This window comes from Candidatus Poriferisodalis sp. (genome assembly GCF_965205175.1).
Lineage (GTDB): Bacteria > Actinomycetota > Acidimicrobiia > Acidimicrobiales > Poriferisodalaceae > Poriferisodalis.
The window spans coordinates 1-25848 of sequence record NZ_OZ242038.1; the positions used below are offsets into that span (position 1 = coordinate 1).

Here is a 25848-nt window from a genome sequence, read left to right on the forward strand (position 1 = left end):
GCCGGTGAACCGACCGTGCGTGGATCGTCAGGCCGAACGACCCATCAAGTTCGTCAATCTCGGCGGCGGCATCCATGGCGCGGCTGTCCTGCGTGGGCGCTGGAGCGGCGGGCACGGGCTCCAGAGTCAAGAAACCGCAGCGCGGCGAGGTGCATCGGCACGCGGGCAGAGCATTACTGTCAGCGGCGGAGCTTCTGTGGGTGAGACTTCAGCTGCGGTCGTAGTCCGACGGTTCGTAGGCGGTGTTGGCGAGCTGGATCAGCACCAACGCGCGAGCAGCCCACTCGCTATGGATTGGGGCACGGCGGTGCAACGATTCCTTCACCCTGAGCGCATCGGTGATTGTCATCGCGAGATCGTCGGGCGGCCGGCTGGCCGTATAGTGGCTATGGTCGTAAGGTCCGTTCGGCATCGAAGCTAGGCTATCGCCGAAATAAGGCTCCCGAACGACCACGACTGAATGTGCCTGGCATCGAGCGAGTCGGCTATGGGTCGAAGCGCCAAGTAGGACTGTTGGACATTTGGGCCGTCCCGTACCGAGCCAGTCTCGTTCCGAGACAACGCGGCCTCAGGAACCGCTATGGGTCGAAGCGCCAGGTGTTGAGGGCGTCGGCGGGGATGATGCGGCCAGCGGTGCGACCGGCGAAGTGGGTGCCGATCACGAGTCGGCCGTCGGACCAGCGACCAAATGCTTCCAGACGCGTCGCGGTGGAGGTGCCGTCGGCTGCGTAGTCGGCGCTGGAGGCCAAGTCGGGACGGGCGAACTGCACCGGGTGATGGATCATGTCGCCGGTGATGACCGCCCGCTCCCCCGCCGAGGAGACCACGACGCTGACGTGTCCCGGCGTGTGGCCGGGCGTCGATTCAAGCCACACCTCGTCGTTGATGCGGTGGTCGGCGCTGACGAGCTCAGCGAGCCCCGCGTCCATGACCGGCTGCACTGAGTCCTCGAACACCGGCCCGTAGTGCTGCGGCTCGGCGCGCCAGTAGTCGTATTCGGTCTGCACGAACAGATAACGGGCGTTGGGGAACGTCGGCACCCATTCGCCATCCGAGAGTCGGGTGTTCCAGCCGACATGGTCCACGTGCAGATGGGTGCATACGACGACATCGATGGTCTCAGGAGCGAAGCTGGCTTCGGCGAGATCGGCCAGGAACGGCGTGGAAAGCCGTTCGAACGGCGGCGCGCCCGGGCGGGACTTGTCGTTGCCGACGCAGGTGTCGACGATCATGCGCAGCCCGCCGGATTCGATGACCACCGAGTGCATCGACAGCCGCATGCGTCCGTCGTCGGTGACGAAATCGGGCCGCAGCCAGTTGTAGTCGTCAATCACGTCTTCGGCGCCCGGCAGCAGGATGCCGAACGGCCAATGCACCTCGAGCTCGGCTATGCGGGTGAGCCGCGCGTCACCCACGGTCCAGGCGATGGGGGCGGACTTGGCCACGGTCGGCATCGTCAGAACTCCCGTCGTGCGGTGATATGCACACGTGGCGTACGCACGTGAGGTTCACAGTAGAGCCAACAGCTGGCTCGGGGCGACCTATCGCCGCCAGCGCGCGCTGAGTGCTCAGCGTGCTCCGAGCGCCCAGCGCCGCAGCCGCGGGTTCTGTGCCCGGTGGGTGACCTGCGGTGCTCCGAGTGCCCAGCGTGCCCAGCGTGCTCTGCGTGCTCAGCGGCGCTGCGCGACGCACGAGCCGGGCCACACTTCGGCCACACTGTTGCAGCTTCCACATCTGCGCCACCTCTACGCGGTGGCGTGCGGTTGCGCGCTGAAGCGTGCTGCGGCGAACGACGAACGAGCGGGTCGATGACAGCTGATCCTCACGAGCCGATCAAGCCAACCAAGCCTGCCAAGCTTGCCGAACCAGCCGAGCCTGCCGCGCCTGCCGAAGCCCAACCGTTCGCTGCCGCCGCCATCGACGCCCGGCCCGAAGCGGACGAGCACGGGCAGACCCGTAGTCCACAGCTCCCCGAGGCCAACACCCATCCCGAAGCCGAAGCCGAAGCCGAGCCTGAACTCAAACCCGAACCCGAGTCCGATGAGCGCGAACAGACCCACAGCGAGCGGTTCCGCCAAGCGGCCATCGACGCCGAACTGGAGACCGGCGAACGCGAGCCAACCCGTCAAGAGGCGCAGCGCGGTGCGATGCGCCGGCTGGCAAGAACGACCTTTGGCATGTGCGTGGTCGTCCTCGGGCTCATCTTGATGCCGCTGCCCGGACCCGGCACGCTGGTGGTGGCAACGGGCCTCGCCATCTTGGCTCGCGATGTGGCGTGGGCCGACCGGCTGCTGCAAAAGGTCCGCGGGCGTCTCCCGAGCGACGTCGACGGCAAGCTGCCCCGCTCGACCATCGTGACGATGGTGCTGCTCGCCGCTGCTGGCATTGCGGCTTCGATCTGGTTCACGGTCGGCGACGTCAACCCCATCGACGTGGCGCTGTTCTGGCGTGATTGACGGCGTGATCGATCCAGCGCGCTGCGCGCAGACGCAAGCCGCCACGACGAGCCCCGCCGAGCCCGTCCGCGCACCTCAGCGAATCTGCACCGGCGTGGTGACCTCGCTGAAGAAGTCGTTCCCCTTGTCGTCGATGACGATGAACGCGGGAAAGTCTTCCACCTCGATCTGCCACACCGCTTCCATGCCCAGTTCGGGGTACTCCAGCACCTCGACCCTGCGGATCGAGTCCTTGGCCAGCCGCGCCGCCGGTCCGCCGATGGAGCCCAGGTAGAAGCCGCCGTAGCGCGCGCAGGCATCGGTCACTTGGCGCGAACGGTTGCCCTTGGCCAGCATCACGAGGCTGGCACCCGCAGCCTGGAACTGCTCCACGTAGGAATCCATGCGGCCCGCCGTGGTCGGGCCGAACGAACCGGACGCGTAGCCCGCCGGCGTCTTCGCCGGGCCTGCGTAGTACACCGGCCGCTCACGCAGGTAGCCGGGGAGGCCGTCGCCGGCGTCGAGCCGTTCTTTCAGCTTGGCATGCGCGATGTCGCGTGCTACCACCAGCGTGCCGCTCAGCGACAGCCGAGTCTTCACCGGGTAACGAGCCAGCTGACTGCGGATCGCATCCATCGGCTGGTCCAAGTCGATGGCAACGACTCCGCCTGACAATTCCAGCGGATCGGCTTCGGGCAGGAACCGAGCCGGGTCGGTCTCCAGCTGTTCCAAGAACACCCCGTCTGCGGTGATGCGTCCGAGAGCTTGGCGGTCGGCCGAGCAGGAGACAGCGATCGCCACCGGGCAGCTGGCACCGTGTCGCGGCAGGCGCACCACCCGTACGTCGTGACAGAAGTACTTGCCGCCGAATTGGGCACCGATGCCGAACTGGCGGGTCAGCTCCAGGATGCGTCCCTCCCACTCGAGATCCCTGAAGCCGTGACCGGCCGCGCTGCCGGCGGTAGGCAGCGTGTCGAGGTACTTGGCGGACGCGTACTTGGCGACCTTGACAGCGAATTCTGCCGAGGTCCCGCCGATGACCACTGCGAGGTGGTACGGCGGGCACGCAGCGGTCCCCAGCGTGCGCAGCTGAACGTCCAGGAAGCGGGTCAGACTCTCTGGATTGAGCAGCGCCTTGGTCTCCTGGAACAGGAAACTCTTGTTGGCCGAGCCGCCTCCCTTGGCCATGAAGACCAACTCGTACTCGTCGCCGGGCGAAGCGTAGATCTCGATCTGCGCCGGCAGGTTGTTGCCCGTGTTGCGCTCAGAGAACATGTCGAGCGGCGCGAGTTGCGAGTAGCGCAGATTCGAAGTCAGATAGGTGTCTGCGACGCCCTGGGAAATCGCCTCGGCGTCATCGAAGTCGGGATGTTCGGCGGTGCCCGTGAGCACCCGTTCCCCCTTGTGGCCCCAGATGATCGCCGTGCCGGTGTCCTGGCAGCTCGGCAGGACGCCGCCCGCAGCGATGTTGGCGTTCTTGAGCAGCTCAAGGGCCACGAAGCGGTCGTTGGGCGACGCTTCGGGGTCGTCGAGAATGGCCGCCAGCGACGCCAAGTGATCGGTGCGGAACAAGTGTGCGATGTCGCGCATGGCTTCTGCAGTGAGCAGCCGAAGCGCCTCGGGCCCGACTTGCAAGAATCGCCGACCCGCGGCGGTGACGGTAGAGACGTGATCGGAGGAGATGTGCCGATAGGTCACATCTGCGGGGCCGGTCGGCAGCAGATCCACGTGAGCGAAAGTGCTCATCGCCTCATGCTATTGCCACATGCTAAGGAGGCCGCGTGCTCACGAGTCCTTGTGTGCGGGCGGTCCCATGCCAAGCAGGCGCATGCAGAACCCGCTGGCCGCACGCGTCACTGCTGGATGCGCTGCCCGCGGCGCGCAGGTCCCGCCAGCCGCACGCGTCACTGCCGATGCTGCCCTCCTCTCCCCCGGGGGCAGGAACCGGCATGACGACGCCGTCAAGCGAGGCCTGGCGGCTACCCCCGAGCAGGAACCGACACGATCAGGCTCGGTGCAATACGCCAAGGTCCGATAGAAGGCTCCTGCCCTCTCCCCCGGGGCAGGAACCGGCAGGATCAGGCTCGGTGCGCGCATGACCCGCCGGCCGCGACAATGGCGTAGTGAGCGGCATCGAGTCGATCAATGCGATTACCCTGCGCACCACCGTCATGGCGGCGTCGGTCCAGTTCTACGAGGCGCTGGGCTTCCAGTTGAGCTACGGCGGCACAGATGCCTCGTTCAGCACCCTGCGCAGCGGCGGGTGCTTCGTCAATCTGATCGCCGTTACTGACCCGGCGGGGGTCGAGACCGGCTGGGGTCGGGTGATCTTCCATGTCGGAGACGTGGATGCGCTCTACCGACGGGCGCTCGGTGCAGGCTTGCGGCCGCAGGCCGAACCGCTGGATGCACCGTGGGGCGAGCGGATGTTCGCGATCTTCGATCCCGCCGGTCACGACCTGAGCTTCGCCAAGCGCATCCGTGCCTACGAGGCAGATCACCCCAAGCTGTGAACCCGCTTGCGGCCTCACCGTCTTGGTGCCTTGCTGCCATGCTGCCTCACTGCCTGGCTACCTTGCTGCGCCACCGTCTTGCTGCCTCACTGCCTTGCTGACTTGCTGTTGCGGCCGGGCTGTTCTGTACCGGCTGAGGTGACATGAGTGACTTAGCAAGGCTGACTGAGCAAGGCTGACTTGGCAGAACTGGCCGGACAGAACTGGCCTGACAGAACTGACGCAGCAAACACCGGCCGAAGCGCAGCAGGCACAAGCCGAAGCGCGCGTACCAGAGCGCGTACCGTCAAGGCGTGAGCAACAGCGCGGCCAGAGACGCGAGCAGAGGCCAGCGCGAGGGCCTGTTCGAAGCGGCAGGCACCGAACGCCTGACCGCGCAGGCACCGCTGGCAGCGAGGATGCGGCCGCGCACGCTCGACGAGATCGTCGGGCAAGACCATCTGCTTGCCCTAGGTCGTCCGCTGCGCGAGCTGATCGAAGCAGATCGCCTGTCGTCGGTGATCTTGTGGGGGCCGCCCGGCACCGGCAAAACCACGCTCGCACGGGTCGTCGCGGCCAGCACGGCCAAGGAGTTCTGCGAGCTGTCCGCGGTGAGCGCAACCGTCAAAGACGTCAGGGAGATCCTAGCGGAGGCTCGCCGGCGCATCGGCGAGCACAACCGAGGGACCATCTTGTTTCTCGACGAGGTACACCGCTTCAACAAGGCCCAGCAGGATGCGCTGCTGCCAGCGGTCGAGGACGGCTTGGTAGTGCTGATCGGGGCCACCACCGAGAACCCCCACTTTGAGGTCAACCCGCCGCTGCTGTCGCGCTCGACACTGTTCCGACTGGTGCCGCTCGACGACGATGCGCTGCGAACGCTGATCGGCCGTGCGCTCGCCGCCGAGCAGGCCACGGCCGACGCTGAGGCCATCGACCATCTGGCAGCTCGCAGCGGCGGCGACGGTCGCCACGCGCTGACCAGCACCGAAGTGGCGGTAGCGCTCGCTGGGCGCCGACAGGCCGCTGCGGCGCGCGAGGCCAGCGGACTCGGCGAGACAGGCGGGTCGGCTCACGGTCCGACAGCCGCATCGACGAGCAGCACCCGAGGCGCGCCGGCCGCACAGGCGGAACGCACTCACGTCACACTCGTCGACGCGGAGCACGCCGTGGATGCCAAGGCGGTGCGCTATGGCGCCGACGCCCACTACGACATCATCAGCGCATTCATCAAGTCGCTGCGAGGCTCCGATCCCGACGCCGGGCTGTACTGGCTCGCCCGCATGCTCGACGCCGGCGAGGACCCAAGGTTCATCGCCCGCCGCATGGTCATCTTGGCCTCGGAGGACATCGGCATGGCCGACAGCTCGGCCCTGCTGGTGGCCGAGGCTGCCGCCCGAGCCGTCGAGTACGTGGGCCTGCCCGAGGCACAGCTCAACCTGGCCCACGCGGTGGTGCGTCTCGCCACGGCGCCGAAATCGAACCGGGTCACGGTCGCACTCGACCGAGCAATGCACGATGCCCGCTCGGCCGGCGCCGGGGAGGTACCCGTCCACCTGCGCGACGCCCACTACCCGGGCGCGGCATCGCTCGGCCACGGTGCGGGCTACCGCTATCCCCATGACGACCCGCGCGGCTGGGTTTCTCAGCAATATCGGCCCGACGAAGCAGCGGGTCATACGTACTGGGAACCGTCCGGGCACGGCCGCGAGCGAGACCTGCGCCGGCCCACAACCCGCAACCTTGAAACCCGCGACACAGAGACTCGCAACTCAGAATCCCGCAACCCTGAAACCCGCAACCCTTAATCCCGCAACCCTGAAACCCGCGACTCTGAGGCTCGCGACCCCGCGACCCGCAACTCCGGCAGCGCGTCAGTCAGCGAGGGGGATCACCGCACTGGCCCCAAAGCGCGCGATGACGCTGGCGCCGAGAGCAGGAGCGTGCGGAGTGAGCGCATCCAGCGTGGTCCTCACGCCGCCGAGGTCGGCCTCAAGCCGTAGCTCGTAGCGATCGCCGCGAAAGCGCCGACGGCTGACCGTGGCCCCGAACTGAGCCGCGGCACCCTCGCGGATGCTGCTGACGCCGCCGTCATCGACGCGCGCCGCGGTCTCCACCTCGATGCGGTCCGAGCGCAGCACGAATCGCTGCTCGTGCCTCGCAGCCGTGGCGGGCATCGACGGCGCGTCGACCTGGGACACAGCTAGGTCGAACGCAGCCCGGTCGAACACGGCCAGGTCGAACACAGTCTTGTCAAACACAGCCTTGTCAAACACAGCCCGGTCGAGCACATTGGTGTGCCCGAGAAACCTTGCCACCTGCGCCGTGCGCGGATCGGTCCATACCTGCTCGGGCGTGCCGATGCGCAGCAGCCGCCCCGACGCCATCACCGCGATGCGGTCAGCCAGGGCAAACGCCTCGTGGTGGTCGTGGGTCACATGCACCGCTGTCACGCCGACTTGGTCCAGCACCGGACGCAGCTCGTTGATGAGCCGTTCTCGAAGCAGTCGGTCCAGCGAACCGAACGGCTCGTCGAGCAGCAGCACCCTCGGCTCGGGGGCGAGTGCCCGAGCCAGCGAGACCCGCTGCGCCTCGCCACCCGACAGCGTGGCCACGTCGCGCCCCTCGAAGCCTGCCAACCCGACCAGTTCGAGCATCTCGGCGACTCGCCGCTGCCGTTGCGCCGTCGGCACCTTGGCCATGCGGAGCCCGAAGGCCACGTTGCCCGCGACGTCGTAGTGCGGGAACAGCACCTCGTCCTGGAACATCAAGCCGATGCCGCGCTGATCGGGTCGCTGACCGGTCAGGTCGCGGCCGTCCAGCTCGACTCGGCCGGCGTCCAGGGGCTGCAGCCCCGAGGCAGCTCGCAGCAGTGTGGTCTTGCCGCAGCCCGACGGTCCGAGCAGCACCAACATCTCGCCGTCGCCGACTTCGAGATCCACTCCGTCCAAGGCTGCGGTGCCGTCGAAGGCGACATGCGCATCGCGTATCCGCAGCGTGCCGCCGCCTGCGCCGTTGGCCATGGTCCAACGCTACGCACCGCGCCCAGGCCGACCCGCTCCTGGCCGGCGGACCGTCGGCAAGCGGGCAGTGTCGTCCGCCGCGCAGCGAACGTGCGCATCAACCTGCATCAACCACCTGCATCAACGGGGGCGGACCCTAGGCGAGCGGTGCGGGTGCCAACGCGGCGGCTCAGGCCGACACGGCAAACCGCAGACGCACGCACTCGCGCCAAGCTGTTGTGCCAGGCGCTCGCTAAGATGAGCGTTCGGAACTCCGCAGGGTGCGCGGATGCCTGCCCAAGTTTGCCAGGGTCATTTTGGCCAAGGTCCACTTTTGCCGTAGTCCACTTAGGGGGTGATCGGTTTCGACTTTGACGGTTGACGTGAGAGAAGCGAGCCGTGGTCTCCGGATCCACGAAAAAGAGCCGGAAACAAACACAAACGCCAACGTCGAACAAGACGACATGGTGCTCGCCGCCTGATCCCAGGCGGCGAGTTGGCCCGAGAGCCCCAGTCCTGCGGGTTCCGGCGCCCTCATCTGCAGGACTTGCCCATCGCCCGTGCCGACGGGGCGCTGAGGACTCGCACAGCCGGCTACGGTGATTGCCTGGGTGTCGCTGCCCTGCGTCGCCCGACAAGCTGATAGCGACTGCGCTCGGAGAAGACTCACCGAAACGTTGAAGGACGCGGGTTCGATTCCCGCCACCTCCACCACCTCAGATGCGCGCTCTTGACACCGCCTCCGTGGCTCTGCAGGGGCGGCTCTGGCTGACCACAGCACTCACGCGGCATTCACGCTTCGGCTGACGGGCCGACCGTGCTTGGGCTGTCGGGCCCGGGCTTTCATGCGCGGGCTTGGGCTGCGTAGGCCTTGTTGTAGCGCTCGCGACAGATGTAGAACTCGTGCGGGCTCTGGAAGGCCTCGTGCGCGATGAGCAGGTCCAGATTGCGTCGCACGAGGCGATCGGGCGCCAGGCGGGTGGCGAGCACCTGGATTGCCCCGTAGCCCACCGGGCCGGTTCCCTCGGCGGTGTTGCGGCCGTGCGTCACGCCGAGCAGGTACTCGATCTCGTCGAGCACGGCATCGAACAGCGTATCTTCGCTGGTTCTGGGAATGAACTCGTCGGTCATCGAACGCAGCGTCATCCACAGTCGAAGCGAGGCCTGTATGGGGGCTTCGGCCGGCTTCTTGAGTCGATCGCAGTTGACCAAGTAGGTGACTCGCCCGAGTTGGCCGTCCTCTTCGGCTCTCACGGTTCCGATGATCCTCGCGAGGGGGTCCAGCCGATCTGCAGCGGCGGCACCGAAGGCGATGGCGTAGATCGCCAACAGCGTGACGTGGTGCTGCAGATTGATGGCAGGGCCCCCCGGGGGGCTCGCGAACGGAATGCGATTGGCCAACAGGCGGACCGCATGTGCCAAGGCCTTGTCGTGGTCGGCGCAGTTGGCGAAGTACGAGCCCACTACCAGCAGCCCGTTCAGGTCGGCGGACACCTGCTCATAGGCCCGCAGGCACTCGTCGTAGCCCTCGCAGTCGGTGTTGTCGAGGGCCTCGACGGTGCTCAGCGTTACATCGCTGAGGAAGTCGTGGACTTCGATGCGTCCCGCTGGGTCGGCCAAGATTTCCTTGAACTCGGCCACGGTGGCCGTCTCGGGCTGTGCATTCACGCGGCCCACAGTAGCGCTCGCTGCGCTGGTGATGAGTCTCTGCGTCACGAGCACCGGGCAGATGTGCGGCCTCATGTTGGCTCAATCGAAGTCTCGCTGCGCACGGGCTAGCGACAGCAGCTCAATGAGCGCCGGGCGAGCAGTCTGCGCATCCGCGAGCGGTGTCGCAAACGGCACGCGGGCCATGCGCGGCCCGGCTGGCGTGGTGGCGCGCAGCGTGACGCCGTATCGGTCGAGGCCCAGCATCGTTGCCTCGCTGGCATCTGGCAGACCGGCGTGGACCTGCGCATACGCCAGGTTCGCGTCAGCGTGGTCGCCATTCATGTGCTCGACGATGCCGGCGGCGGCTTCCCACAGTGGGTCGACGCCGGCATCCCGGTAGGCGTCAGCACTCACCCAACTCATGTGGCCGAATCCGCCGACATAGCGGCACTGCTCCGTTCGGAGGCGCCAGAACGAGAAGTCAGTGAAGTCCGCGTAGTAGGCGGCGTAGGGGTGCGCTTCCAGGTAGCGGTCGCGCAGCTCGCCGGGATCGTCGAGCACGCCGAGACGGCCGACCAGCGTGAGGCGGGCCCGGCCCAGCGGGTCGCCTTCGCCTGCGCCGTCCACGATCAGCATGCTGGCGCGGTCGTCGCCCCGGGCGTTCACCGTGTGCTCAGCCATCTCCGAGATCAGCACGACGGGGTCGCCGGCGTCGTCGTACGCGTACGACACGACGCTGCCGTAGGGATAGCCCGCAGCCGTGAGCGTGGAGAGCGTGGCGATCCTGGTGGCCGCCACCAGTGTGCGCGAGAGCTCGGCATCGGTCGGAAACGAAGAAGGGTCGCCGGCGATCGGCGGCCCTGCCTGGCCGCCGCCGTGGGATGTGGGACGGCTCATCGTGCGCAATGCTCCTGTGTCGCTCGTTTGCAGCCAATGATGCCGCGCTGCGCCAGCGGGCCCCACCAACGGCCAGTGGCGTGGAGTCATCGGCGTAGAGTCGCCAGCCAGTTCAGCCGAATCCAACCGCACGGGGAGTGAACACCGGTCGATGACTGCCGACTCTGCCGACGACACTGCCGCTGATGAAGCCGTGGCCGGCGATGCTGTGGGTGCTGTGCCGCGTGGACACCGATTCGCCGCGGCACTGCGAGGCGGCGGGCGCCCGGGCGACGGCAGGCGGGCGAGGGGCGGTGACTTGGCGGTCATCGCCGAGCTCAAGCGGCGCTCGCCGTCACGCGGAGCGCTGAACGCAGACGCAGACGCCGCCAGCGTCGCAGTGCAGTACCAGGCGGGCGGGGCCGCTTGTTTGTCGGTGCTGACCGAGGCCGAGCGCTTCGGCGGCAGCCCCGACGACCTGCGGGCCGCCAAGGCTGCGACCGGCCTGCCGGTGCTGCGCAAGGACTTTCTGCGCACCCTCCACGACGTGCGCGACAGCCACGCCATGGGCGCCGATGCGATGCTCGTGATACTCGCCGACATCGACCACTCACTTCTGCCGCCGATGCAGGAGCTAGCGCTGTCGCTCGGCGTGGACGTGCTCACCGAAGTACGCGACGAAGCCGAACTCGCCGCAGCAGTCGAGCTGGGCGCCTATCTGATTGCGATCAACCAGCGCGACAACCCCGAGTCCGCCAAGTTCACCGTGGACTACGACAAGGCCGTACGCGTCAGCAAGTGCTTCGCACAGATCGACGACCGCGTGCTGCTCGTCGCGGCATCGGGGATCGGCGTTCCCGGCGGCACCCCGATGCGAGCCGTCGCGGAGGCCGGCTATGACGCAGCGCTGATCGGCGAGGCGCTGGTCACCGCCGACGATCCGGCAGACCTGCTGCGAACGCTGCGCGCAGACGCCAGCGCGGCGGCGCGCAACGGCGGCGCCCGCCGCTAGACAGGGCGGCTTGACCGGGCGGCCAGATCGGGCGGCCAGACCAATATCGGCCAGACTGTTGCAGAGTCTGCTGCGACACATCGGGCGGGGGGACACCGTGGGACTGCATCACGTGGCATTCGCAACGAAGGACCTCGAAGCCACGCACCGCTTCTACGAGGAGTTGATGGGCTTCCCGCTGATCCACGCCGAGCAGACGTCGCGTCCGGCTGCGGACGGCGCACCTGCCGGCCATCTCAAGCATGTGTTCTACGACATCGGCGACGGCGAGTGCATCGCGTTCTTCTTCGTGCGCAACATGGGCGAGCAAGCCGACTACAGCACCGACGTCAGCAGCTCAGTCGGACTGCCAGTCTGGGTGAACCATGTAGCGGTCCGAGCCACGCCACAGCAACAGGCCGACGTTCGCGAGCGAATGGCTGCAACGGGCACCAAGCCGCTGATGGAACTCGACCACGGCTGGTGCAGCTCCCACTACTACTTGGACCCCAACGGCATCATGGTGGAGCTGTGCGTTGACACAACCGGCATCCAGCCCGACCCTGCCGGCGCGTTGGAGGTGATGCGCGCCGCGGTGCCGGCACAAGCCCCCGCTTGAACCGACCCGCCGAGCTGTGCCATGAGGATCACCCGAGAGTTCGTGGCGCTGACGAGTGCCGGGACCTCACGAGCCGGCGTGGGCAGCCATCCTTGTCAAGGCGTCTACTGGCGGCCCGCCGGCAGCGAACCGCGCACAGCGCTGATCGCAACCCACTACAACATCGACTTCTCCGAGCATTACTTGGCCTCGTACTTCGCCGAACGGGACTTGGGATTTCTCGGCTGGAACACCCGCTTCCGTGGCGCCGAGCCGTACTTCCTGGCTGACCTGGCGCTCGTCGACATCGACGCCGGGGTGCGATGGCTGCGCAGCCGAGGTGTGGACTGCGTGGTGCTGCTCGGCAACAGCGGCGGCGGCTCGCTCATGGCCACGTACCAGTCGCAGGTCACTTCGCCCGGCCTGACGCCGGAGTACAGCCGGAGCAGTCTCAGCCCGGCGGTCGAGCAGCTGGCCGGGGGCGACTTGTACGTGTCGATCGTGGCCCACACCGGCCGCGCGGAAGTGCTGACGAACTGGATGGACCCGTCGGTCACCGACGAGAGCGATCCGCTCAGCGTGGACCAGGCACTGGACCCGTTCGCGCCGGACCGCCAACCGCCGTTCGACGACGCGTTCATCGCGGTGTACCGGGACGCCCAGCGTGCGCGCAACGAGCGCATCACCGACTGGTGCTGCGACGAGCTGGACCGGCTGGCGGCGGCGGGACACCGCGAGCGGCTGTTCGTCGTGCCTCGGCTGTGGGCCGACCTTCGCATGCTCGACGATGCCATCGATCCCAGCCGGCGCACTGTCCCCGGCTGCTACCTAGGCGATCCGCGCCGTGCCAACTATGGGATCTTCGGGGTCGGCACCGTCAGCTCACTGCGTACCTGGCTGTCCATGTGGAGCCTGCGCTCGTCGCAGTGCAGCACCGATCAGGCGCGCAACATCACGCTGCCGGCGATCGTGGTGGACGCCGATGCCGACACGGGCATATTTCCCTCGGACACTGCCAAGATCGTGGAGGCGCTCCGCAGCCGGCCCGGCGGCGGTGGCGTCGAGACGCACACGCTGGCTGGCGACCACTACTTGGCTGAGCCTGCGCGAACGCGGGCCGAGGCTGCCGATCTCATCACCGAGTGGGTGCGCTCGCACGCCTCATGAGCGGCGCTGCCGGAGCGCAGCACCCGCGCTTCGTGCATACGCCATGGGGACGCTAGGGGTGCGTCAGCGATGCAGCGTGCATAGGTCGTGCATACACCGCGCATCGGCAGGCGCTCGGCGTCAGTCCGTGTCAGTCCGTGTCAGTCGATGTCAGTGGTCGGTATCAGTCGGCGTCAGTCGGTGTCAGTCCCAGCCGAGTTCATGCAATCGGTCGTCGTCGATGCCGAAGTGGTGAGCAATCTCGTGTACCACGGTCACGAGCACCTCCTCGATGACTTCCTCGGACGTCTCGCACATCTCCAGAATCGGCAGCCGGTAGATCACGATGCGGTCCGGCATCACGAGACCGCCGTAGTCGTGACGCTCAGTCAGCGGAATGCCCTCGTAGACGCCGAGCAGGTCTGGATCATCCCCGCTGTCCTCCACGAAGATCGCAATGTTGTCCATCAGCGATCGCAGAGCATCGGGAATGTCCTCAAGCGCCTGTTCCACCAGTTCGGAGAATGCGGCCTCGCTCATCTCGAGCACGATCTCATCCTGCCCGGTGCCGGAGTCCTGCGTCGGCATGGCCGAGTCGGCCGAGCTGACGAGTCTCGGCGAGTTGCCGTACGTTGCAGGCATGCGCGAGTCGAACGGGACACCGGCGTCCCACATCGCGACTTCCGGTCGCTTCCGCCTCCTCGGCACGCTGTTGGCTCTGGCGGCAGCAGCGGCGGTGTCGCAGTCATTCGGGCGCTTCACCTATTCGCTCTTGTTCGCGGAGCTGCGAGACGGCTTGCGCCTGTCCAATACCGTCGCCGGCGCCCTCGGATCGCTGAATCTGCTGATGTACGTCACGGGCTCGCTGGTGGTTGCGCTGACGGTGGGACGCACCGGTTTGAGCGGTGCCGTGCGCATCGGTCTCGCCGGGAACGTGATCGGCTTGGCCTTGCTGGCGTGGAGTCCGAACCTCGCTGTGGTGGCCGCAGCGCTCGCATTGACGGGCTTTTGCGCAGCAGGCGTATGGGTCGGCACGCCCGGCATCGCTGCTGAGATCGTGGCAGCCGATCGCCGAGGTGCTGCGGCCGGCTGGTTGACCGGCGGCGTCGGCTGCGGCATGGTCGCTGCAGCTGCCATCGACGCCGTCTTGAGCGGATCGGGACCCAACGACCTGAGCGTCGGAACGCTAGCGGCGGCCGATCTCAGCCATCCGCGCAGCGTGTACCGAATCGAGCTGGTCATCGGTGCGGCGGTGATGATCGCCGTGGTGCTTGCACTGCACAGCAGGCAGCGTCCACCCGATCGGTCGCGCACGCCCGGTCGCGTGGGATTCGCAGGCGCCCGTACATCACTGGCCAAGGTGCCCCAAGCAGCGCGGCTGATCGCGGCCTACACGCTGCACGCATTCGTCGTCACCACGCTGCTCACGTTCATCGTCAGCCATCTGGAGAGCCATGGCGACGTCTTCGACGCTAGGAGTGCAGCCGTGGCGTTCTCGTCGATCGGCATCGGCTGCATCGTCGGCGGTCCGATCTTCGGCCGACTGGCGGACCGGCTCGGGCGACGTCGAACCGTCACGGTCGGATTCGCCGTGTCGGCGACGGCCACCGTCGCCATGACCGCCTCTCCGCCGCTCGCCGTTGGCGGCCCGCCGCTCGCGTGGGCAGCTGCGCTGGTGTTCGGCACGGCATTCACCGGCATCATCGCCTCGATCGCGGCTCGGGTCAGCGACGTTCTGGCAGGCCCCGATTTCGGTGCCGCGTACGGGGTGGCCACGATTGTGTTCGGTCTCGGCCTCGCAGCAGGGCCGCCGGTCGGTGGCGCTGTCGCTGACCGGTTCGGCAGCCTCGGTCCCGTCTTCGGCCTCGTCGTCGTCGCCTGCATCGCGGGCATGCTGCTGTCGGGCTGGGGCGACGACCCGCAGCCGGCTGAGCCCAGCCAGCTAGCAGCACCCAACTAGCTGAATTCGGGCTCGTCCCACCACGGGAAGTACTCCGGCAGGTCCTGCGTCGGACGCAGCGTGAACTCCGGCGGCCGCTTCTGGAGAAACGAGGCCACGCCCTCATGGGCATCCGCACCGCGCCCGAGATGGACGATGCCTCGGGAGTCGATCTTGTGAGCCTCCATGGGATGATCGGCCGCCAGCATCCGCCACAGCATGTGACGAATCAGCGTCACCGAGACCGCCGAGGTGTTCTGCGCGATCTCCCCCGCGAGTTCCCGAGCCGCCGCCATCAGGTCCTCCGGCTCGTGCAGGCTGCGCACCAAGCCGCCCTCGAGGGCTTCCGCGGCATCGAACACTCGGCCGCTGAAGCACCACTCGAGTGCCCGCGACACGCCGACGACACGTGGCAGGAAGTACGAAGAGCAGGCCTCCGGCACCACGCCGCGCCGGGAGAACACGAACCCGATACGGGCCTTGGTGGAGGCCAGCCGAATGTCCATCGGCAACGTCATCGTCACCCCGACGCCGACCGCGGGACCGTTGATCGCCGCGATCAGCGGCTTGTTGCACTCGTACAGGCGCAGGGTCAGCAAGCCACCGCCGTCGCGCATCCACGCCAGATCGCCGTTGGCGCGACGCTCGGCTGCCCGAGCGGCCCTGCGCTCATCAGACTGGTTGTCGAAGTCGAACGTCGTCGCGCCTGCGCTGAGGTCTGCGCCGGCGCAGTAGCCGCGGCCCGCGCCGGTGAAGATCACCGCCCGGACGCCGTCATCGGCATCCACCAAGTCGATGGCGTCCAGAACGTCGCGCAGCATCTGGCCGTTGAAGGCGTTCAGCCGTTCCGGCCGGTTGAGCGTGATCGTCGCAATGCGGTCGTCCACGTCGTACAGGATCGTCTCGAACTCCGGCATTGGGCCTCCCGTGCGTCGGCATCAGTCAAGCAGCTGCGTGATCAGCTGGACGTCGAGGAAACCTAGACGTCGAGGAAACGGCTGGCGGCGAATGCTGAGCCGATCATGCCGACCAGCACTCCGGCGATCACGGTGACGAACGCCACCGTCGTGAACTGACCGGAAGTGACGACGAACGACCGGAAGAACGCCAGAATCTCCGAGCGGGAGAACAGCCCTTCGACGTGGCCTCGCAGTGCTCCGGCGGCTATCGCCCCGATGATGCCGCCGACAAGGCCGTGCAGCATGCCTTCGAGCATGAACGGAAACCGGATGAAGCTGTTGGTGGCACCGACCAGCTTCATGACCTCGATTTCGCGCCGGCGGGCGAACATCGCCACCCGAATCGAATTGAAGATGAGCATGACGCTGGTGCCCGACAGCACTACGGAGAGCAGCAGCACGATGCCTTGGAACGACGTGAACCACGTCCGGATGGCGTCTACCTCTTCCCTGCCTGTCTGGACCGACAACACGCCGGGCCGCTGGCGGAACTGCGCTGCCAGCGACTCGATCAGCTCCGATTCGACTGACCGCGGCACCACGCGGTACGAGGCCGGTAGCGCGTCTGGGGAGACCTCGGTGAGCAGCTCGGGCTGGTCGGCCATCTGCTGCGATACCAGCGCGTAGGCCTCCTCTGCACTGAAGAATTCGATCCGGTCGATGTCCGGGTGGCTCAGCAGCTCGATGCCCAGCGCATCGAGCTGGCTGGGCTTGATCTGAGGAGTCAAGAACACCTCGAACTGGACGCCACCCTCCCAGCGATCGAGCGCGTTCCCGCTGGCATAGCCCGCCATGAGCCCCATGCCGACCAGCATCACGCCGACCGCCACGGTGAGAATCGCCGCGAAGGTCAGCGTGAGATTGCGCCGGATGTTCGTGGAGGTCTCGCGTGCGAAGTAGAGGATGCGGCTCACTGACCCGCCCCGTCGACGGGCTGATCCGGGCCCGGCGTAGGCACCGCGGACGATGACTCCTCGGGCTCGCTCCCGTAGGCGCCGCGTTGCTCGTCACGTACCAGCATGCCGTCGCGCAGCGCAACCACCCGCCGCCTCATGCTGTCCACGATCGTCCGATCATGAGTGGCCATCACCACGGTCGTGCCCATGCGGTTGATCCGGTCCAGCAAAGAAGTGAGCTCTTGAGAGGTGTCGGGGTCGAGGTTGCCGGTGGGCTCGTCGGCCAGCAGGATGAGCGGCCGGTTGACGAACGCCCGGGCGATGCTCACACGTTGCTGCTCACCGCCCGAGAGCTCGTCGGGGAAGCGCCGATGCTTGTCCGCCAGGCCGACCAGCTCCAAGATCGCCGGCACCTGAGTGCGGATGACGCTCTCGGGGCGGCCGATGACTTCCAGCGCGAAGGCGACGTTTTGATGGACGGTCTTGTTCGGCAGCAGCTTGAAGTCCTGGAACACCGAGCCGATGTTCCTGCGCAGGTACGGCACGCGCCAGCTGTTCAGCGTGGAGAGATCCTTGCCGGCCACATGGACGCTGCCGGCGGTGACCTTCTCCTCGCAGGTCATGAGCCGCAGCATGGTGGACTTGCCCGAGCCCGACGGACCCACCAGGAAGACGAACTCGCCTTTGTCGATGTTGAGCGTCACGCCGTCGACTGCCCGCGTCTCTCCAGAGTAGATCTTGGTGACATCGTCAAAGCGAATCATGCGCGCCCTGGTTCGTGAAGCGGGTCTCGGAGCAGTTCTCGGCGCATGAATTCTTCGCACCGGCATTCGTGGGACAACTCGTGGCACCGGCGGGTCGCCGGCCCGACCTGCCGGCTCGCGTACCACGGTAGGCCAGCGTCGCGCCGCAACACCGTCACGCCGGACTGTTCGCCGCCTGCCGGCGGCGATGCCATCGCAGGTACGCCTCCATCAGTCCGCTCAGGTCGCCGTCGAGCACTGCATCGACGTTGCCGACCTCCATGCCGGTCCGCAGATCCTTGACCTGCTGGTAGGGATGCAGGACGTAGGAGCGGATCTGGCTTCCCCATGCCACGTCGCGCTGCTCTCCGGCGAGCGCCGCCACCTCGGCCTCACGCTCTTGTCGCTGCCGGTCGGCGAGCTTGGACGCCAGCATCTGCATGGCTCGGTCCTTGTTCTGGTGCTGACTTCGCTCGTTCTGACAAGCGACGACGATGCCCGTAGGCAGGTGGGTGATGCGCACCGCCGAATCGGTGACATTGACGTGCTGGCCGCCGGCGCCCGACGAACGGTAGGTGTCGATGCGCAGATCGCCCTCGTCGATGGGCACTTCGTCGGACACGTGGTCGAAGAACGGCACCACCGACAGCGACGCGAATGCGGTATGGCGACGCGACTGGGAGTCGAACGGCGAGATGCGCACCAATCGATGCACGCCGCGTTCCGCAGCAAGGAAGCCGAAGGCGTGCCGTCCCTTGACGAGAAATGTCGCTGAGCTGATGCCCGCTTCGCCGCCGTCGGTGGCTTCGGTCAGCTCGACAGCGAAGTCGTTGCGCTCCGCCCATCGCTGGTACATGCGCAGCAGCATCTCGGCCCAGTCGCAGGCGTCGGTCCCGCCGGCACCCGAGTTGATCTCGCAGACGGCGTCGTTCTCGTCGTGCTCGCCGCCGAACAGCGCCAGCAGCTCGATGTCGGTGAGCAAGCCGTCGGCGGCGGTGACGATGTCGTCGAGTTCGCCGAGCAGTTCCGCGTCGTCCGCCTCGGCAGCCAGTTCTGCCATCGCCTTGGCATCGTCGACTTCGGCTCGTGCTCGCTCCCAGCGCCCGATGTCGTCACGCACATGCGACAGCCGCGTGGTCACCGTTCGCGCACGGTCGGGCTCGTCCCACAGCGAAGGCTCGGAAGCCTCGGCCTCGAGACTGTTCGCCGTCGCGCGCGCCTCTTCGACCCCGAGATACTGATGTGCCTCGCGCACCCTGCGATCCAACGCGTCCAACGCATCGGAGAGATCACTCAAGGATCGGCTCACCGCGACGCCTCAGCGGCCGCAGCAGTGCTTGAACTTGCGACCCGATCCGCAATGGCAGGGATCGTTGCGTCCCAGCTTCTCCGCAGCCGACTTGACCACAGTGCCGGCCGAGGCCGCGACCCTCGAACGGGCCTGCGACGCGCCGCTGGGGCCTCGAGCCGACGATGACCCCGCAGCCGCAGTTGCGCCGTTGGACGCACCGACCACAGCCGGCGCGAGATCGGGCGCGGAGTACCGCACATCGGACGCCTGGGTCTGAGCTCTGCGATCTGCAGCTTCGCCAGGCGAGGACCCGTCCGGCGAAGGTCCGGCCGGCGGCGAGGAGGCATCGCGGGCAGCTTCTGCGGGCACGACCTGCACGTGCATCACGTAGCTCACGAAATCGCGGTAGACCCGCTGGAGCATCGCCCCGAACATGTCGAAGCCCTCTCGCTGCCATTCCGCCACCGGGTCCTTCTGGCCGATCCCCCGCAGATGGATGCCTTCGCGCAGATGGTCCATGTCGGCAAGATGCTCGCGCCAGCGCTGGTCGATGAGGCGGAGCATCACCTGGCGCTCCACTTCCCGCATCGCCTCGGGACCGATGTCGGCCTCGCGCGCCTCGTAACGCTGCTCGCCGTCGGCACACACCGCCTCGACGACATCGCTGACCGACCAGTCACGCCGGCCCTCGCCCGACAGCTCCGAGGCGGTGAGCTCCGACGGCCAGTAGGTGCCGATGGTGGCAAGCAAGCCTTCGACGTCCCAGTCCTCGGGCAGGTCGACGGCGCAATGATCGTCGACGGCGGCTTCGGCAGCATCACGCACGTAGCCCAATGACTCGGCGCGCAGATCGTCGCCGCTGAGGATCTGCTCGCGGCGGGCGTAGATCACTTTGCGCTGCTCGTTCATCACCTCGTCGTACTTGAGGACGTTCTTGCGAACCTCGGCGTTCTTCTGCTCGACGGTGTTCTGCGCCCGTTCGATGGCCTTGGTCACCATCTTCGCCTCGAGCGGCACGTCATCGGGCAGGGCACGGCCCATCACCCAGTTCACCGCTCCGGTGGCGAACAGGCGCATCAGGTCGTCCTCCAGCGACAGGTAGAAGCGGCTCTCGCCCGGATCGCCCTGCCGGCCCGAACGGCCTCGCAGCTGATTGTCGATGCGCCGCGACTCGTGGCGCTCGGTTCCCAGCACGTACAGCCCGCCGAGGCGGCGCACTTCGTCGCCTTCGGCACGACACTCGGGCTCGTACCGCCGAATCAGGGCCGCCAGTTCTTCCGCGTTGGCCGGGTCGTCCGGATCCAGCTTCTCGCGAAGCAGGTCTCGGCGCGCCAAACCCTCGGGGTTGCCCCCCAGCAGGATGTCGACGCCTCGTCCCGCCATGTTGGTCGCCACCGTCACCGACCCCAGCCGGCCGGCCTGGGCGATGATCTCGGCTTCACGCCCGTGCTCTTTGGCATTGAGCACGTGGTGATCGATGCCCCGGCGTGCAAGCGCCGACGACAATTTCTCGGAGTTCTCGACGCTGACCGTGCCGACCAGCGTGGGCTGACCGGCAGCGATGCGCTCGGCGATGTCGTCCACCGCAGCGGACAGCTTGGCTTCCTCGGTCTTGTAGATGAGGTCGCCTTGGTCGTCGCGAGCGACCGGCAGGTGCGTCGGCACCGGGACCACATCCAGCCCGTAGGTGCTGTTGAACTCCGCTGCTTCGGTGGTGGCGGTGCCGGTCATGCCGGCGAGCTTGTCGTAGAGGCGGAAGTAGTTCTGGAGCGTGATGGTGGCGAGCGTCTGGTTCTCCTCCTTGATCGCCACCCCCTCCTTGGCTTCCACCGCTTGATGCAGGCCCTCGCTCCAGCGCCGTCCCTCGAGGATGCGGCCGGTGAACTCGTCGACGATCTTGACTTCGCCGTGAGACACGACGTAGTCGCGGTCCCGCCGGAACAGCTCCTTGGCTCTCAGCGCGGCATTCATCTGATGGACGAGATTGGCCGAGACCTGGTCGTACAGGTTGTCCACATGGAGCGCTCGCTCGACCTTGGAGATGCCCGGCTCGAGCACGGCCACGTTGCGCTTGTCTTCCTCGACTTCGTAATCGACGTCGCGGGTCATGGTCGCAGCGATGCGGGCGAACTGCTGGTAGAGCTTGGCGGCATCTGCGACCCGGCCGCTGATGATGAGCGGCGTGCGGGCCTCGTCGATCAGAATCGAGTCGACCTCGTCCACGATGCAGTAGCTGTGGCCCCGCTGGACTTGATCTCCGCGAGACGGCGCCATGTTGTCTCGCAGGTAGTCGAATCCGAACTCGTTGTTGGTGCCGTAGGTGATGTCCGCGCCGTACTGGCGGCGCTTGTGCTGCGCTTCGTAGGGGCCGGGCACCACGAGTCCCACCTCGAGACCCAGGAACCGGTAGATGCGACCCATCCATTCCGCGTCGCGGGCTGCCAAGTAGTCGTTGACCGTGACGACATGGACGCCTGCTCCGCCCAGCGCGTTGAGGTAGACGGGCAGGGTCGAGACGAGCGTCTTGCCTTCACCGGTGCGCATCTCGGCCACCCAGCCGAAGTGCAGCGCTGCCCCGCCGATGAGCTGCACGTCGTAGTGGCGCTGGCCGATGACACGGCGGGCCGCCTCGCGGGTGACTGCGAAGGCATCGACGAGCAGGTCGTTGAGGTCAGCCCCCCGTTCGAGCTCCGCCCGGAACTCGCCGGTGCGAGCCCGCAGCTCGTCGTCGGTGAGGCGCTCCACCTCGGGCTCGACATGGTTGATCTCGGGCACGAGTTCGGTGAGCAAGCGCAGCTTCTTGCCTTCGCCGGCACGGAGCACACGCTGAAACAGGGCCACGTGGGCAGGCTACCGCTGCACCGCGACCCCAGAGCCGAGGATTTTCTGCGCTCTAACCTGCTCCGACGCCTCGCGGCACCGCTTAGGTGCCGATCTCGATGAGGCCGGCGTCGCCGTCGGAGCGCAGGTACACGACGCTGGGCTTGCTGCTGTCCGAGTTGACGAAGAGGAAGAACTCATGATCGAGCAGCTGCATGCGCGTGACTGCTTCGCTCGGCTCCATCAGCTCGAGGTCGAACGACTTTCGACGCACGATGCGGGGAACCCACTCGGGATCGTCGGGCCCCGCCTCCGCCTCGGCTACCGCAGCGCCGTCGACGAGGTCGTTGTCGAGGCGTGAGAGCAGATGACGCCCCTCGTCTCGATGCGCGTTGGGGCGGTGCCGCCGCACCACGCGGGTCTTGAGCTTGCGCAGCTGCTTGCCGAGTTTGCCGACGGCGAGGTCGACGGCCTGATGCTGGTCGATGCCCGAAACCGAGGCGCGCACATGATGGCCGTGACCGAGCAGCGTCACCTCGACTTGGTCACGTTCAGCGATGCGCGGGTTCTTCTCTCCGCGAAACACGACCTCCGCGCGTTCAAGACCGCTGACAAACCGATCCAGCGCCCCGATCTTGCGCTCCACAGCGGCGCGCACGTCGTCGGGCACATGAACCTTGCGACCCGTGATGGTGATCTGCATGGCCTCGGCTTTCTGGGCAGGTGCGAAGCAGCGGCTGTGCTGCTGGTATGCGGCTGTCGGTATGCGCGCCCGCACGATAGGGAACTCACACGGCAGGGAACGCCATGTTAGGCATCTGGCGAGTGGCCACTGTGGCCACGTCGAGCGCACGCCGCGACATGCACCGCAGCTGCGCCTGCTTCCAGCAACGCGCTGGTTGCCGCGTGCAGCGTGGCGCCGGTGGTGAGCACATCGTCGACGAGGAGGACCGTGCGGCCGTCGGCACGGGCGCTGGCCCCGAAGCGTGGAGTCGACAGGCGCGCGGTTCGGCTGGCACCCGATTGAGCCCTCCCGCCGACACGCGTCAGCAGCCGCAAGGGGCGCACACGCAGGGCCTTGGCGGTTGCCCTCGCCAGCGTCTCGGCTTGGTCGAAGCCACGGGCGCGGCGGTGCGCAGCCGTCGTGGGTGCCCAGGTGACCGCGTCGACCGCAACTGCACCCATGAGACCCGAGGCGGTGCTGCAGCGCCGCGCCGCGAGGTGCCCCAGCGCCAGCGAGTTGCCCAACCAGCCTGCGATGGCTCGCTCGCCCCGGTACTTGAGCGCATGAATGAACTCACGTCCCGTGTCGGCATGCGCGAACAACAGCGTCACCGACGCCGCTCCGCTCACCGTCGCCGGCGCCGGATCGGCGAGTTCGTCGATGCACCGTGGACAGGGGCACCAGCCCAGCGCGTTGCAACCAGGACAGCGAACCTCGAAGAGCACCGAAGCGACCGTAGATGGGCCGGTGCTCGCCACCAAGACGATTTGGCGCCTTGTCGGCCGAGGCGCGGCCGGGTGCCGGGGTCGGTGCCAGTGGGTATGCCCGAGCGGAGGCGACCACGCGCGTCGGCGTGTGGTCCGCAGGCGTGTTCAGTACGCGCGTTCAGTAGCGGTAGCTGTCGGCCTTGTACGGACCTTCGACGTCGAGACCGAGGTACGAGGCCTGTCGTGGGGTGAGGCGGGTGAGCCTCGCGCCGAGATGGTCGAGATGCAGGCGGGCTACCTGCTCGTCGAGTCGCTTGGGAAGCACGTGAACGCCCGCCGGAAGCTCCTCAGCGCGGCGGTGCAGTTCGAGCTGGGCGAGCACCTGGTTGGTGAAGCTCATCGACATCACGAAGCTCGGATGCCCAGTGGCACAGCCCAGATTCACCAAGCGACCTTCGGCGAGCACGATCACCGAGTGCCCGTCGGGGAACACGAACTCGTCCACCTGCGGCTTGATCGAGCGGCGTTGGACGTCGGACATCGCAGCCAAGCCGGCCATGTCGATCTCGTTGTCGAAGTGCCCGATGTTGGCAACGACCGCCTGGTGCTTCATGGCCGCCATGTGCTCGGCTGAGATGACGTCGCGGTTGCCTGTTGCGGTCACGTAGATGTCGGCGATGGCGAGCACGTTCTCGAGCCGGTTCACCTCAAACCCCTCCATGGCCGCCTGCAAGGCGTTGATGGGGTCGATCTCGGAGACGATGACCCGGCAGCCTTGGCCGCGCAGTGCCTGGGCACAACCCTTGCCCACGTCGCCGTAGCCGGCCACGAACGCCACTTTCCCGCCGAGCATCACGTCGGTCGCACGGTTGATGCCGTCGATCAGCGAGTGCCGGCAGCCGTACAGATTGTCGAATTTGGACTTCGTGACCGAGTCGTTGACGCTGTAGGCGGGGACGGCAAGCTCGCCGCGCGCATGCATCTCGCGAAGCCGGCTCACGCCGGTGGTGGTCTCCTCGGAGATGCCGCGAAGACCCGACGCAATCGCGGTCCAACAGCCGTGTTCCGTGCGCTGCAGCTCGGCGAGCAGTTCGTGCATCGCCAGCTCGTCGGGCGACGCCGCACCCGGGCCGTCGGCCGGCAGCTGCGGCACCGAGCCCGACGCTTCGTAGCGGGCGCCGAGGTGGACCATCAGCGTGGCGTCCCCGCCGTCGTCCACGATCAGCGTGGGGCCCAGTCCCCCGGGCCAGCGGAGTGCCCGAGCGTTGCAACGCCAGTACTCCGCAAGCGTCTCGCCCTTCCAGGCGAACACCGGCACGCCTCGGGGCCGGTCCGCCGAACCGTCGCGGCCGACGACCACAGCAGCAGCAGCCTCGTCCTGGGTCGAGAAGATATTGCAGGACGCCCAGCGCACCCGCGCGCCCAGATCGGTCAGCGTCTCGACGAGCACCGCCGTCTGCACGGTCATGTGCAGCGAACCGGTGATGCGCGCTCCGGCCAACGGCTGTGCATCGATGTGCTGGGCGCGCAAGGCCATGAGCCCAGGCATCTCGGCTTCGGCCAACTCGATCTGGCGCCGTCCCGCCTCCGCCAAGCTCAGATCAGCTACGTCAAAGTCCTGCGTCACTCACGCACCTCCATCAGCCCGATGCACACACAGCCGACCGCGCGAATCCACCCAGCGAGTGTCGGCTGCGGCGAGGCGTTGCTGCATGACACGTATTGCCTCAGAGTTGTTGTCGATCAGCACGAAGCGACGGTCCAGTTGCTGAGCCACTGCGCCGGTCGTACCTGAGCCGGCGAAGAAGTCGAGCACTCGGTCGCCTGGGCGCGACGATGCACACAGCACTCGCCGCAGGATACCCTCGGGCTTTTGTGTGGCGTAGCCAGTGCGTTCGGCGCTGCGGGTAGGAACGATGGTGTGCCACCACACATCGGTAGGCAGCTTGCCCCTAGCCGCTTTCTCTGGTGTGACCAAGCCTGGTGCCATGTACGGGATGCGCTCGACAGCGTCTTGGTCGAAATACCAATTGTGAGGATCGCGGGTGTACACCAGTATCGTGTCATGCTTGGCAGCCCATCGACGCTTGGATCGGCCGCCGTAGTCATACGCCCAGATGATTTCATTCAAGAAGCAGTCTCGGCCGAAAATCCCATCGAGCAAGACCTTGCAGTAGTGCGCTTCGCGATAGTCGATGTGGAAATACATCGTTCCCTGCGGTGTGAGCAGTCGATGTGCATGCGCGACTCGTTCGCCGACGAAGTTCATGTAGTCGTCGAAACTGTCGGCAAACGACGAAGCACGTTGCGGTTGTGATGCATAGCGATTACCGCCGAATCCAGTGCGGTCACCTGTTTCATCGCGGACCACCGAGATAGGCGTTCGGCGCTGCGCGCGGCCGGTGTTGAACGGCGGATCGATGTAGATGAGCGGAAACGACGCGTCGGGCAGCTTGGGCAGTACGTCTGCGTTGTCGCCGTAGACGACCCAGTCGAGCTGGTCAGCGAGATCGAGCATCGACCCTCCTGCTGGACCTATGCGCCTACCTGGGCGGTCGTTCTGCTGCTGGCAGCTTCCG

The 25848-nt window shown here is 67.0% G+C and carries 23 protein-coding genes and 1 other RNA gene; 8 read left to right on the forward strand and 16 right to left on the reverse strand.

The features are described 5' to 3' along the window. Positions 1 to 208 precede the first annotated feature (208 nt). Both ACOGI4_RS00005 and ACOGI4_RS00010 read right to left on the reverse strand, forming a co-directional pair. Complete coding sequence (locus ACOGI4_RS00005; RefSeq protein WP_419841910.1) at positions 209 to 412, reverse strand: hypothetical protein; 204 nt, start codon at positions 410 to 412, stop codon at positions 209 to 211. A 166-nt stretch (positions 413 to 578) separates the two neighbouring features. Next, a complete protein-coding gene (locus tag ACOGI4_RS00010) occupies positions 579 to 1454 on the reverse strand; it encodes an MBL fold metallo-hydrolase (RefSeq protein WP_419841911.1) in 876 nt (291 codons plus the stop codon). A 354-nt stretch (positions 1455 to 1808) separates the two neighbouring features. Here ACOGI4_RS00010 and ACOGI4_RS00015 point away from each other — a divergent pair, with 354 nt between their 5' ends. Continuing rightward, complete coding sequence (locus tag ACOGI4_RS00015) at positions 1809 to 2456, forward strand: PGPGW domain-containing protein (protein ID WP_419841912.1); 648 nt, start codon at positions 1809 to 1811, stop codon at positions 2454 to 2456. Positions 2457 to 2531: 75 nt separating this feature from the next. On the opposite strand, the gene ACOGI4_RS00020 is transcribed toward ACOGI4_RS00015, so the two are convergent. Continuing rightward, positions 2532 to 4181, reverse strand: a complete 1650-nt coding sequence (locus ACOGI4_RS00020; RefSeq protein ID WP_419841913.1) for a fumarate hydratase — start codon at positions 4179 to 4181, stop codon at positions 2532 to 2534. Between the two features lie 377 nt (positions 4182 to 4558). Here ACOGI4_RS00020 and ACOGI4_RS00025 point away from each other — a divergent pair, with 377 nt between their 5' ends. Both ACOGI4_RS00025 and ACOGI4_RS00030 read left to right on the forward strand, forming a co-directional pair. Continuing rightward, a complete protein-coding gene (locus ACOGI4_RS00025) occupies positions 4559 to 4948 on the forward strand; it encodes a VOC family protein (RefSeq protein WP_419841914.1) in 390 nt (129 codons plus the stop codon). Between the two features lie 398 nt (positions 4949 to 5346). Beyond that, positions 5347 to 6735: a replication-associated recombination protein A gene (locus ACOGI4_RS00030; RefSeq protein ID WP_419843144.1), complete on the forward strand. Its 1389-nt coding sequence runs from the start codon at positions 5347 to 5349 to the stop codon at positions 6733 to 6735. A 66-nt stretch (positions 6736 to 6801) separates the two neighbouring features. Here ACOGI4_RS00030 and ACOGI4_RS00035 read toward each other — a convergent pair whose 3' ends face one another. Further along, entirely contained in the window at positions 6802 to 7950 is a 1149-nt protein-coding gene (locus tag ACOGI4_RS00035; RefSeq protein WP_419841915.1) for an ABC transporter ATP-binding protein, read from the reverse strand. Positions 7951 to 8280: 330 nt separating this feature from the next. Here ACOGI4_RS00035 and ssrA point away from each other — a divergent pair. Next, positions 8281 to 8643, forward strand: a transfer-messenger RNA (tmRNA) gene (gene ssrA / locus ACOGI4_RS00040). A gap of 129 nt (positions 8644 to 8772) precedes the next feature. Here ssrA and ACOGI4_RS00045 read toward each other — a convergent pair. Further along, positions 8773 to 9597, reverse strand: a complete 825-nt coding sequence (locus ACOGI4_RS00045; protein ID WP_419841916.1) for a hypothetical protein — start codon at positions 9595 to 9597, stop codon at positions 8773 to 8775. Between the two features lie 81 nt (positions 9598 to 9678). Then, positions 9679 to 10476, reverse strand: a complete 798-nt coding sequence (locus ACOGI4_RS00050; protein ID WP_419841917.1) for a HugZ family protein — start codon at positions 10474 to 10476, stop codon at positions 9679 to 9681. A 151-nt stretch (positions 10477 to 10627) separates the two neighbouring features. Between ACOGI4_RS00050 and ACOGI4_RS00055 the strand changes: the two genes are divergently transcribed. The 3 genes from ACOGI4_RS00055 (at position 10628) to ACOGI4_RS00065 (ending at position 13211) form a co-directional block, all read left to right on the forward strand. Then, positions 10628 to 11467 (forward strand): indole-3-glycerol-phosphate synthase, encoded by an 840-nt coding sequence (locus ACOGI4_RS00055; RefSeq protein WP_419841918.1) that lies wholly within the window; start codon positions 10628 to 10630, stop codon positions 11465 to 11467. 112 nt (positions 11468 to 11579) lie between these two features. Continuing rightward, positions 11580 to 12065 (forward strand): VOC family protein, encoded by a 486-nt coding sequence (locus ACOGI4_RS00060; RefSeq protein WP_419841919.1) that lies wholly within the window; start codon positions 11580 to 11582, stop codon positions 12063 to 12065. 21 nt (positions 12066 to 12086) lie between these two features. Continuing rightward, positions 12087 to 13211 carry an alpha/beta hydrolase family protein gene (locus ACOGI4_RS00065; RefSeq protein ID WP_419841920.1) on the forward strand — a complete coding sequence of 375 codons (1125 nt, stop codon included), beginning with the start codon at positions 12087 to 12089 and terminating at the stop codon, positions 13209 to 13211. Between the two features lie 183 nt (positions 13212 to 13394). Here ACOGI4_RS00065 and ACOGI4_RS00070 read toward each other — a convergent pair whose 3' ends face one another. Further along, positions 13395 to 13739, reverse strand: a complete 345-nt coding sequence (locus tag ACOGI4_RS00070; protein WP_419843051.1) for a metallopeptidase family protein — start codon at positions 13737 to 13739, stop codon at positions 13395 to 13397. Between the two features lie 91 nt (positions 13740 to 13830). Here ACOGI4_RS00070 and ACOGI4_RS00075 point away from each other — a divergent pair, with 91 nt between their 5' ends. Further along, complete coding sequence (locus ACOGI4_RS00075; RefSeq protein ID WP_419841921.1) at positions 13831 to 15150, forward strand: MFS transporter; 1320 nt, start codon at positions 13831 to 13833, stop codon at positions 15148 to 15150. Here ACOGI4_RS00075 and ACOGI4_RS00080 read toward each other — a convergent pair. The 9 genes from ACOGI4_RS00080 to ACOGI4_RS00120 all read right to left on the reverse strand — a co-directional run bounded on the left by ACOGI4_RS00080 (position 15147) and on the right by ACOGI4_RS00120 (position 25787). Further along, positions 15147 to 16046, reverse strand: coding sequence for a crotonase/enoyl-CoA hydratase family protein (locus ACOGI4_RS00080; RefSeq protein ID WP_419841922.1), 900 nt, complete (start codon positions 16044 to 16046; stop codon positions 15147 to 15149). The two genes, ACOGI4_RS00075 and ACOGI4_RS00080, sit on opposite strands and share 4 nt — an antisense overlap. A 62-nt stretch (positions 16047 to 16108) precedes the next feature. Further along, on the reverse strand, positions 16109 to 17002 hold the full coding sequence (locus ACOGI4_RS00085; RefSeq protein ID WP_419841923.1) for a cell division protein FtsX: 894 nt from the start codon (positions 17000 to 17002) through the stop codon (positions 16109 to 16111). After that, positions 16999 to 17748, reverse strand: coding sequence for a cell division ATP-binding protein FtsE (ftsE, locus tag ACOGI4_RS00090; RefSeq protein ID WP_419841924.1), 750 nt, complete (start codon positions 17746 to 17748; stop codon positions 16999 to 17001). The genes ACOGI4_RS00085 and ftsE overlap by 4 nt, the downstream gene beginning before the upstream one ends. Positions 17749 to 17902: 154 nt before the next feature. Then, positions 17903 to 19024 (reverse strand): peptide chain release factor 2, encoded by a 1122-nt coding sequence (gene prfB / locus ACOGI4_RS00095; protein ID WP_419841925.1) that lies wholly within the window; start codon positions 19022 to 19024, stop codon positions 17903 to 17905. Between the two features lie 21 nt (positions 19025 to 19045). Continuing rightward, the gene (gene secA / locus ACOGI4_RS00100) at positions 19046 to 21859 is read right to left on the reverse strand and encodes a preprotein translocase subunit SecA (RefSeq protein ID WP_419841926.1); all 2814 of its coding nucleotides are present in this window, start codon (positions 21857 to 21859) and stop codon (positions 19046 to 19048) included. Between the two features lie 82 nt (positions 21860 to 21941). Further along, positions 21942 to 22541, reverse strand: a complete 600-nt coding sequence (hpf, locus tag ACOGI4_RS00105) for a ribosome hibernation-promoting factor, HPF/YfiA family (RefSeq protein WP_419841927.1) — start codon at positions 22539 to 22541, stop codon at positions 21942 to 21944. 107 nt (positions 22542 to 22648) lie between these two features. Then, positions 22649 to 23287 (reverse strand): ComF family protein, encoded by a 639-nt coding sequence (locus tag ACOGI4_RS00110; protein ID WP_419841928.1) that lies wholly within the window; start codon positions 23285 to 23287, stop codon positions 22649 to 22651. A 160-nt stretch (positions 23288 to 23447) separates the two neighbouring features. After that, a complete protein-coding gene (gene ahcY / locus ACOGI4_RS00115; RefSeq protein ID WP_419841929.1) occupies positions 23448 to 24896 on the reverse strand; it encodes an adenosylhomocysteinase in 1449 nt (482 codons plus the stop codon). Further along, positions 24897 to 25787 carry a DNA-methyltransferase gene (locus tag ACOGI4_RS00120; protein WP_419841930.1) on the reverse strand — a complete coding sequence of 297 codons (891 nt, stop codon included), beginning with the start codon at positions 25785 to 25787 and terminating at the stop codon, positions 24897 to 24899. Between the last annotated feature and the right edge of the window lie 61 nt (positions 25788 to 25848).

What these genes read in the sequence shown, in the direction of transcription:
- ftsE (WP_419841924.1), bottom strand. Translation starts at nt 17,748, where the DNA reads ATGATTCGCTTTGACGATGTCACCAAGATCTACTCTGGAGAGACGCGG.
- ACOGI4_RS00005 (WP_419841910.1), bottom strand. Translation starts at nt 412, where the DNA reads ATGCCGAACGGACCTTACGACCATAGCCACTATACGGCCAGCCGGCCG.
- ACOGI4_RS00035 (WP_419841915.1), bottom strand. Translation starts at nt 7,950, where the DNA reads ATGGCCAACGGCGCAGGCGGCGGCACGCTGCGGATACGCGATGCGCAT.
- ACOGI4_RS00030 (WP_419843144.1), top strand. Translation starts at nt 5,347, where the DNA reads ATGCGGCCGCGCACGCTCGACGAGATCGTCGGGCAAGACCATCTGCTT.
- ACOGI4_RS00020 (WP_419841913.1), bottom strand. Translation starts at nt 4,181, where the DNA reads ATGAGCACTTTCGCTCACGTGGATCTGCTGCCGACCGGCCCCGCAGAT.
- ACOGI4_RS00075 (WP_419841921.1), top strand. Translation starts at nt 13,831, where the DNA reads ATGCGCGAGTCGAACGGGACACCGGCGTCCCACATCGCGACTTCCGGT.
- hpf (WP_419841927.1), bottom strand. Translation starts at nt 22,541, where the DNA reads ATGCAGATCACCATCACGGGTCGCAAGGTTCATGTGCCCGACGACGTG.
- ACOGI4_RS00015 (WP_419841912.1), top strand. Translation starts at nt 1,809, where the DNA reads ATGACAGCTGATCCTCACGAGCCGATCAAGCCAACCAAGCCTGCCAAG.
- ACOGI4_RS00120 (WP_419841930.1), bottom strand. Translation starts at nt 25,787, where the DNA reads ATGCTCGATCTCGCTGACCAGCTCGACTGGGTCGTCTACGGCGACAAC.
- ACOGI4_RS00010 (WP_419841911.1), bottom strand. Translation starts at nt 1,454, where the DNA reads ATGCCGACCGTGGCCAAGTCCGCCCCCATCGCCTGGACCGTGGGTGAC.
- ACOGI4_RS00050 (WP_419841917.1), bottom strand. Translation starts at nt 10,476, where the DNA reads ATGAGCCGTCCCACATCCCACGGCGGCGGCCAGGCAGGGCCGCCGATC.
- ACOGI4_RS00080 (WP_419841922.1), bottom strand. Translation starts at nt 16,046, where the DNA reads ATGCCGGAGTTCGAGACGATCCTGTACGACGTGGACGACCGCATTGCG.
- ACOGI4_RS00065 (WP_419841920.1), top strand. Translation starts at nt 12,087, where the DNA reads ATGAGGATCACCCGAGAGTTCGTGGCGCTGACGAGTGCCGGGACCTCA.
- ACOGI4_RS00055 (WP_419841918.1), top strand. Translation starts at nt 10,628, where the DNA reads ATGACTGCCGACTCTGCCGACGACACTGCCGCTGATGAAGCCGTGGCC.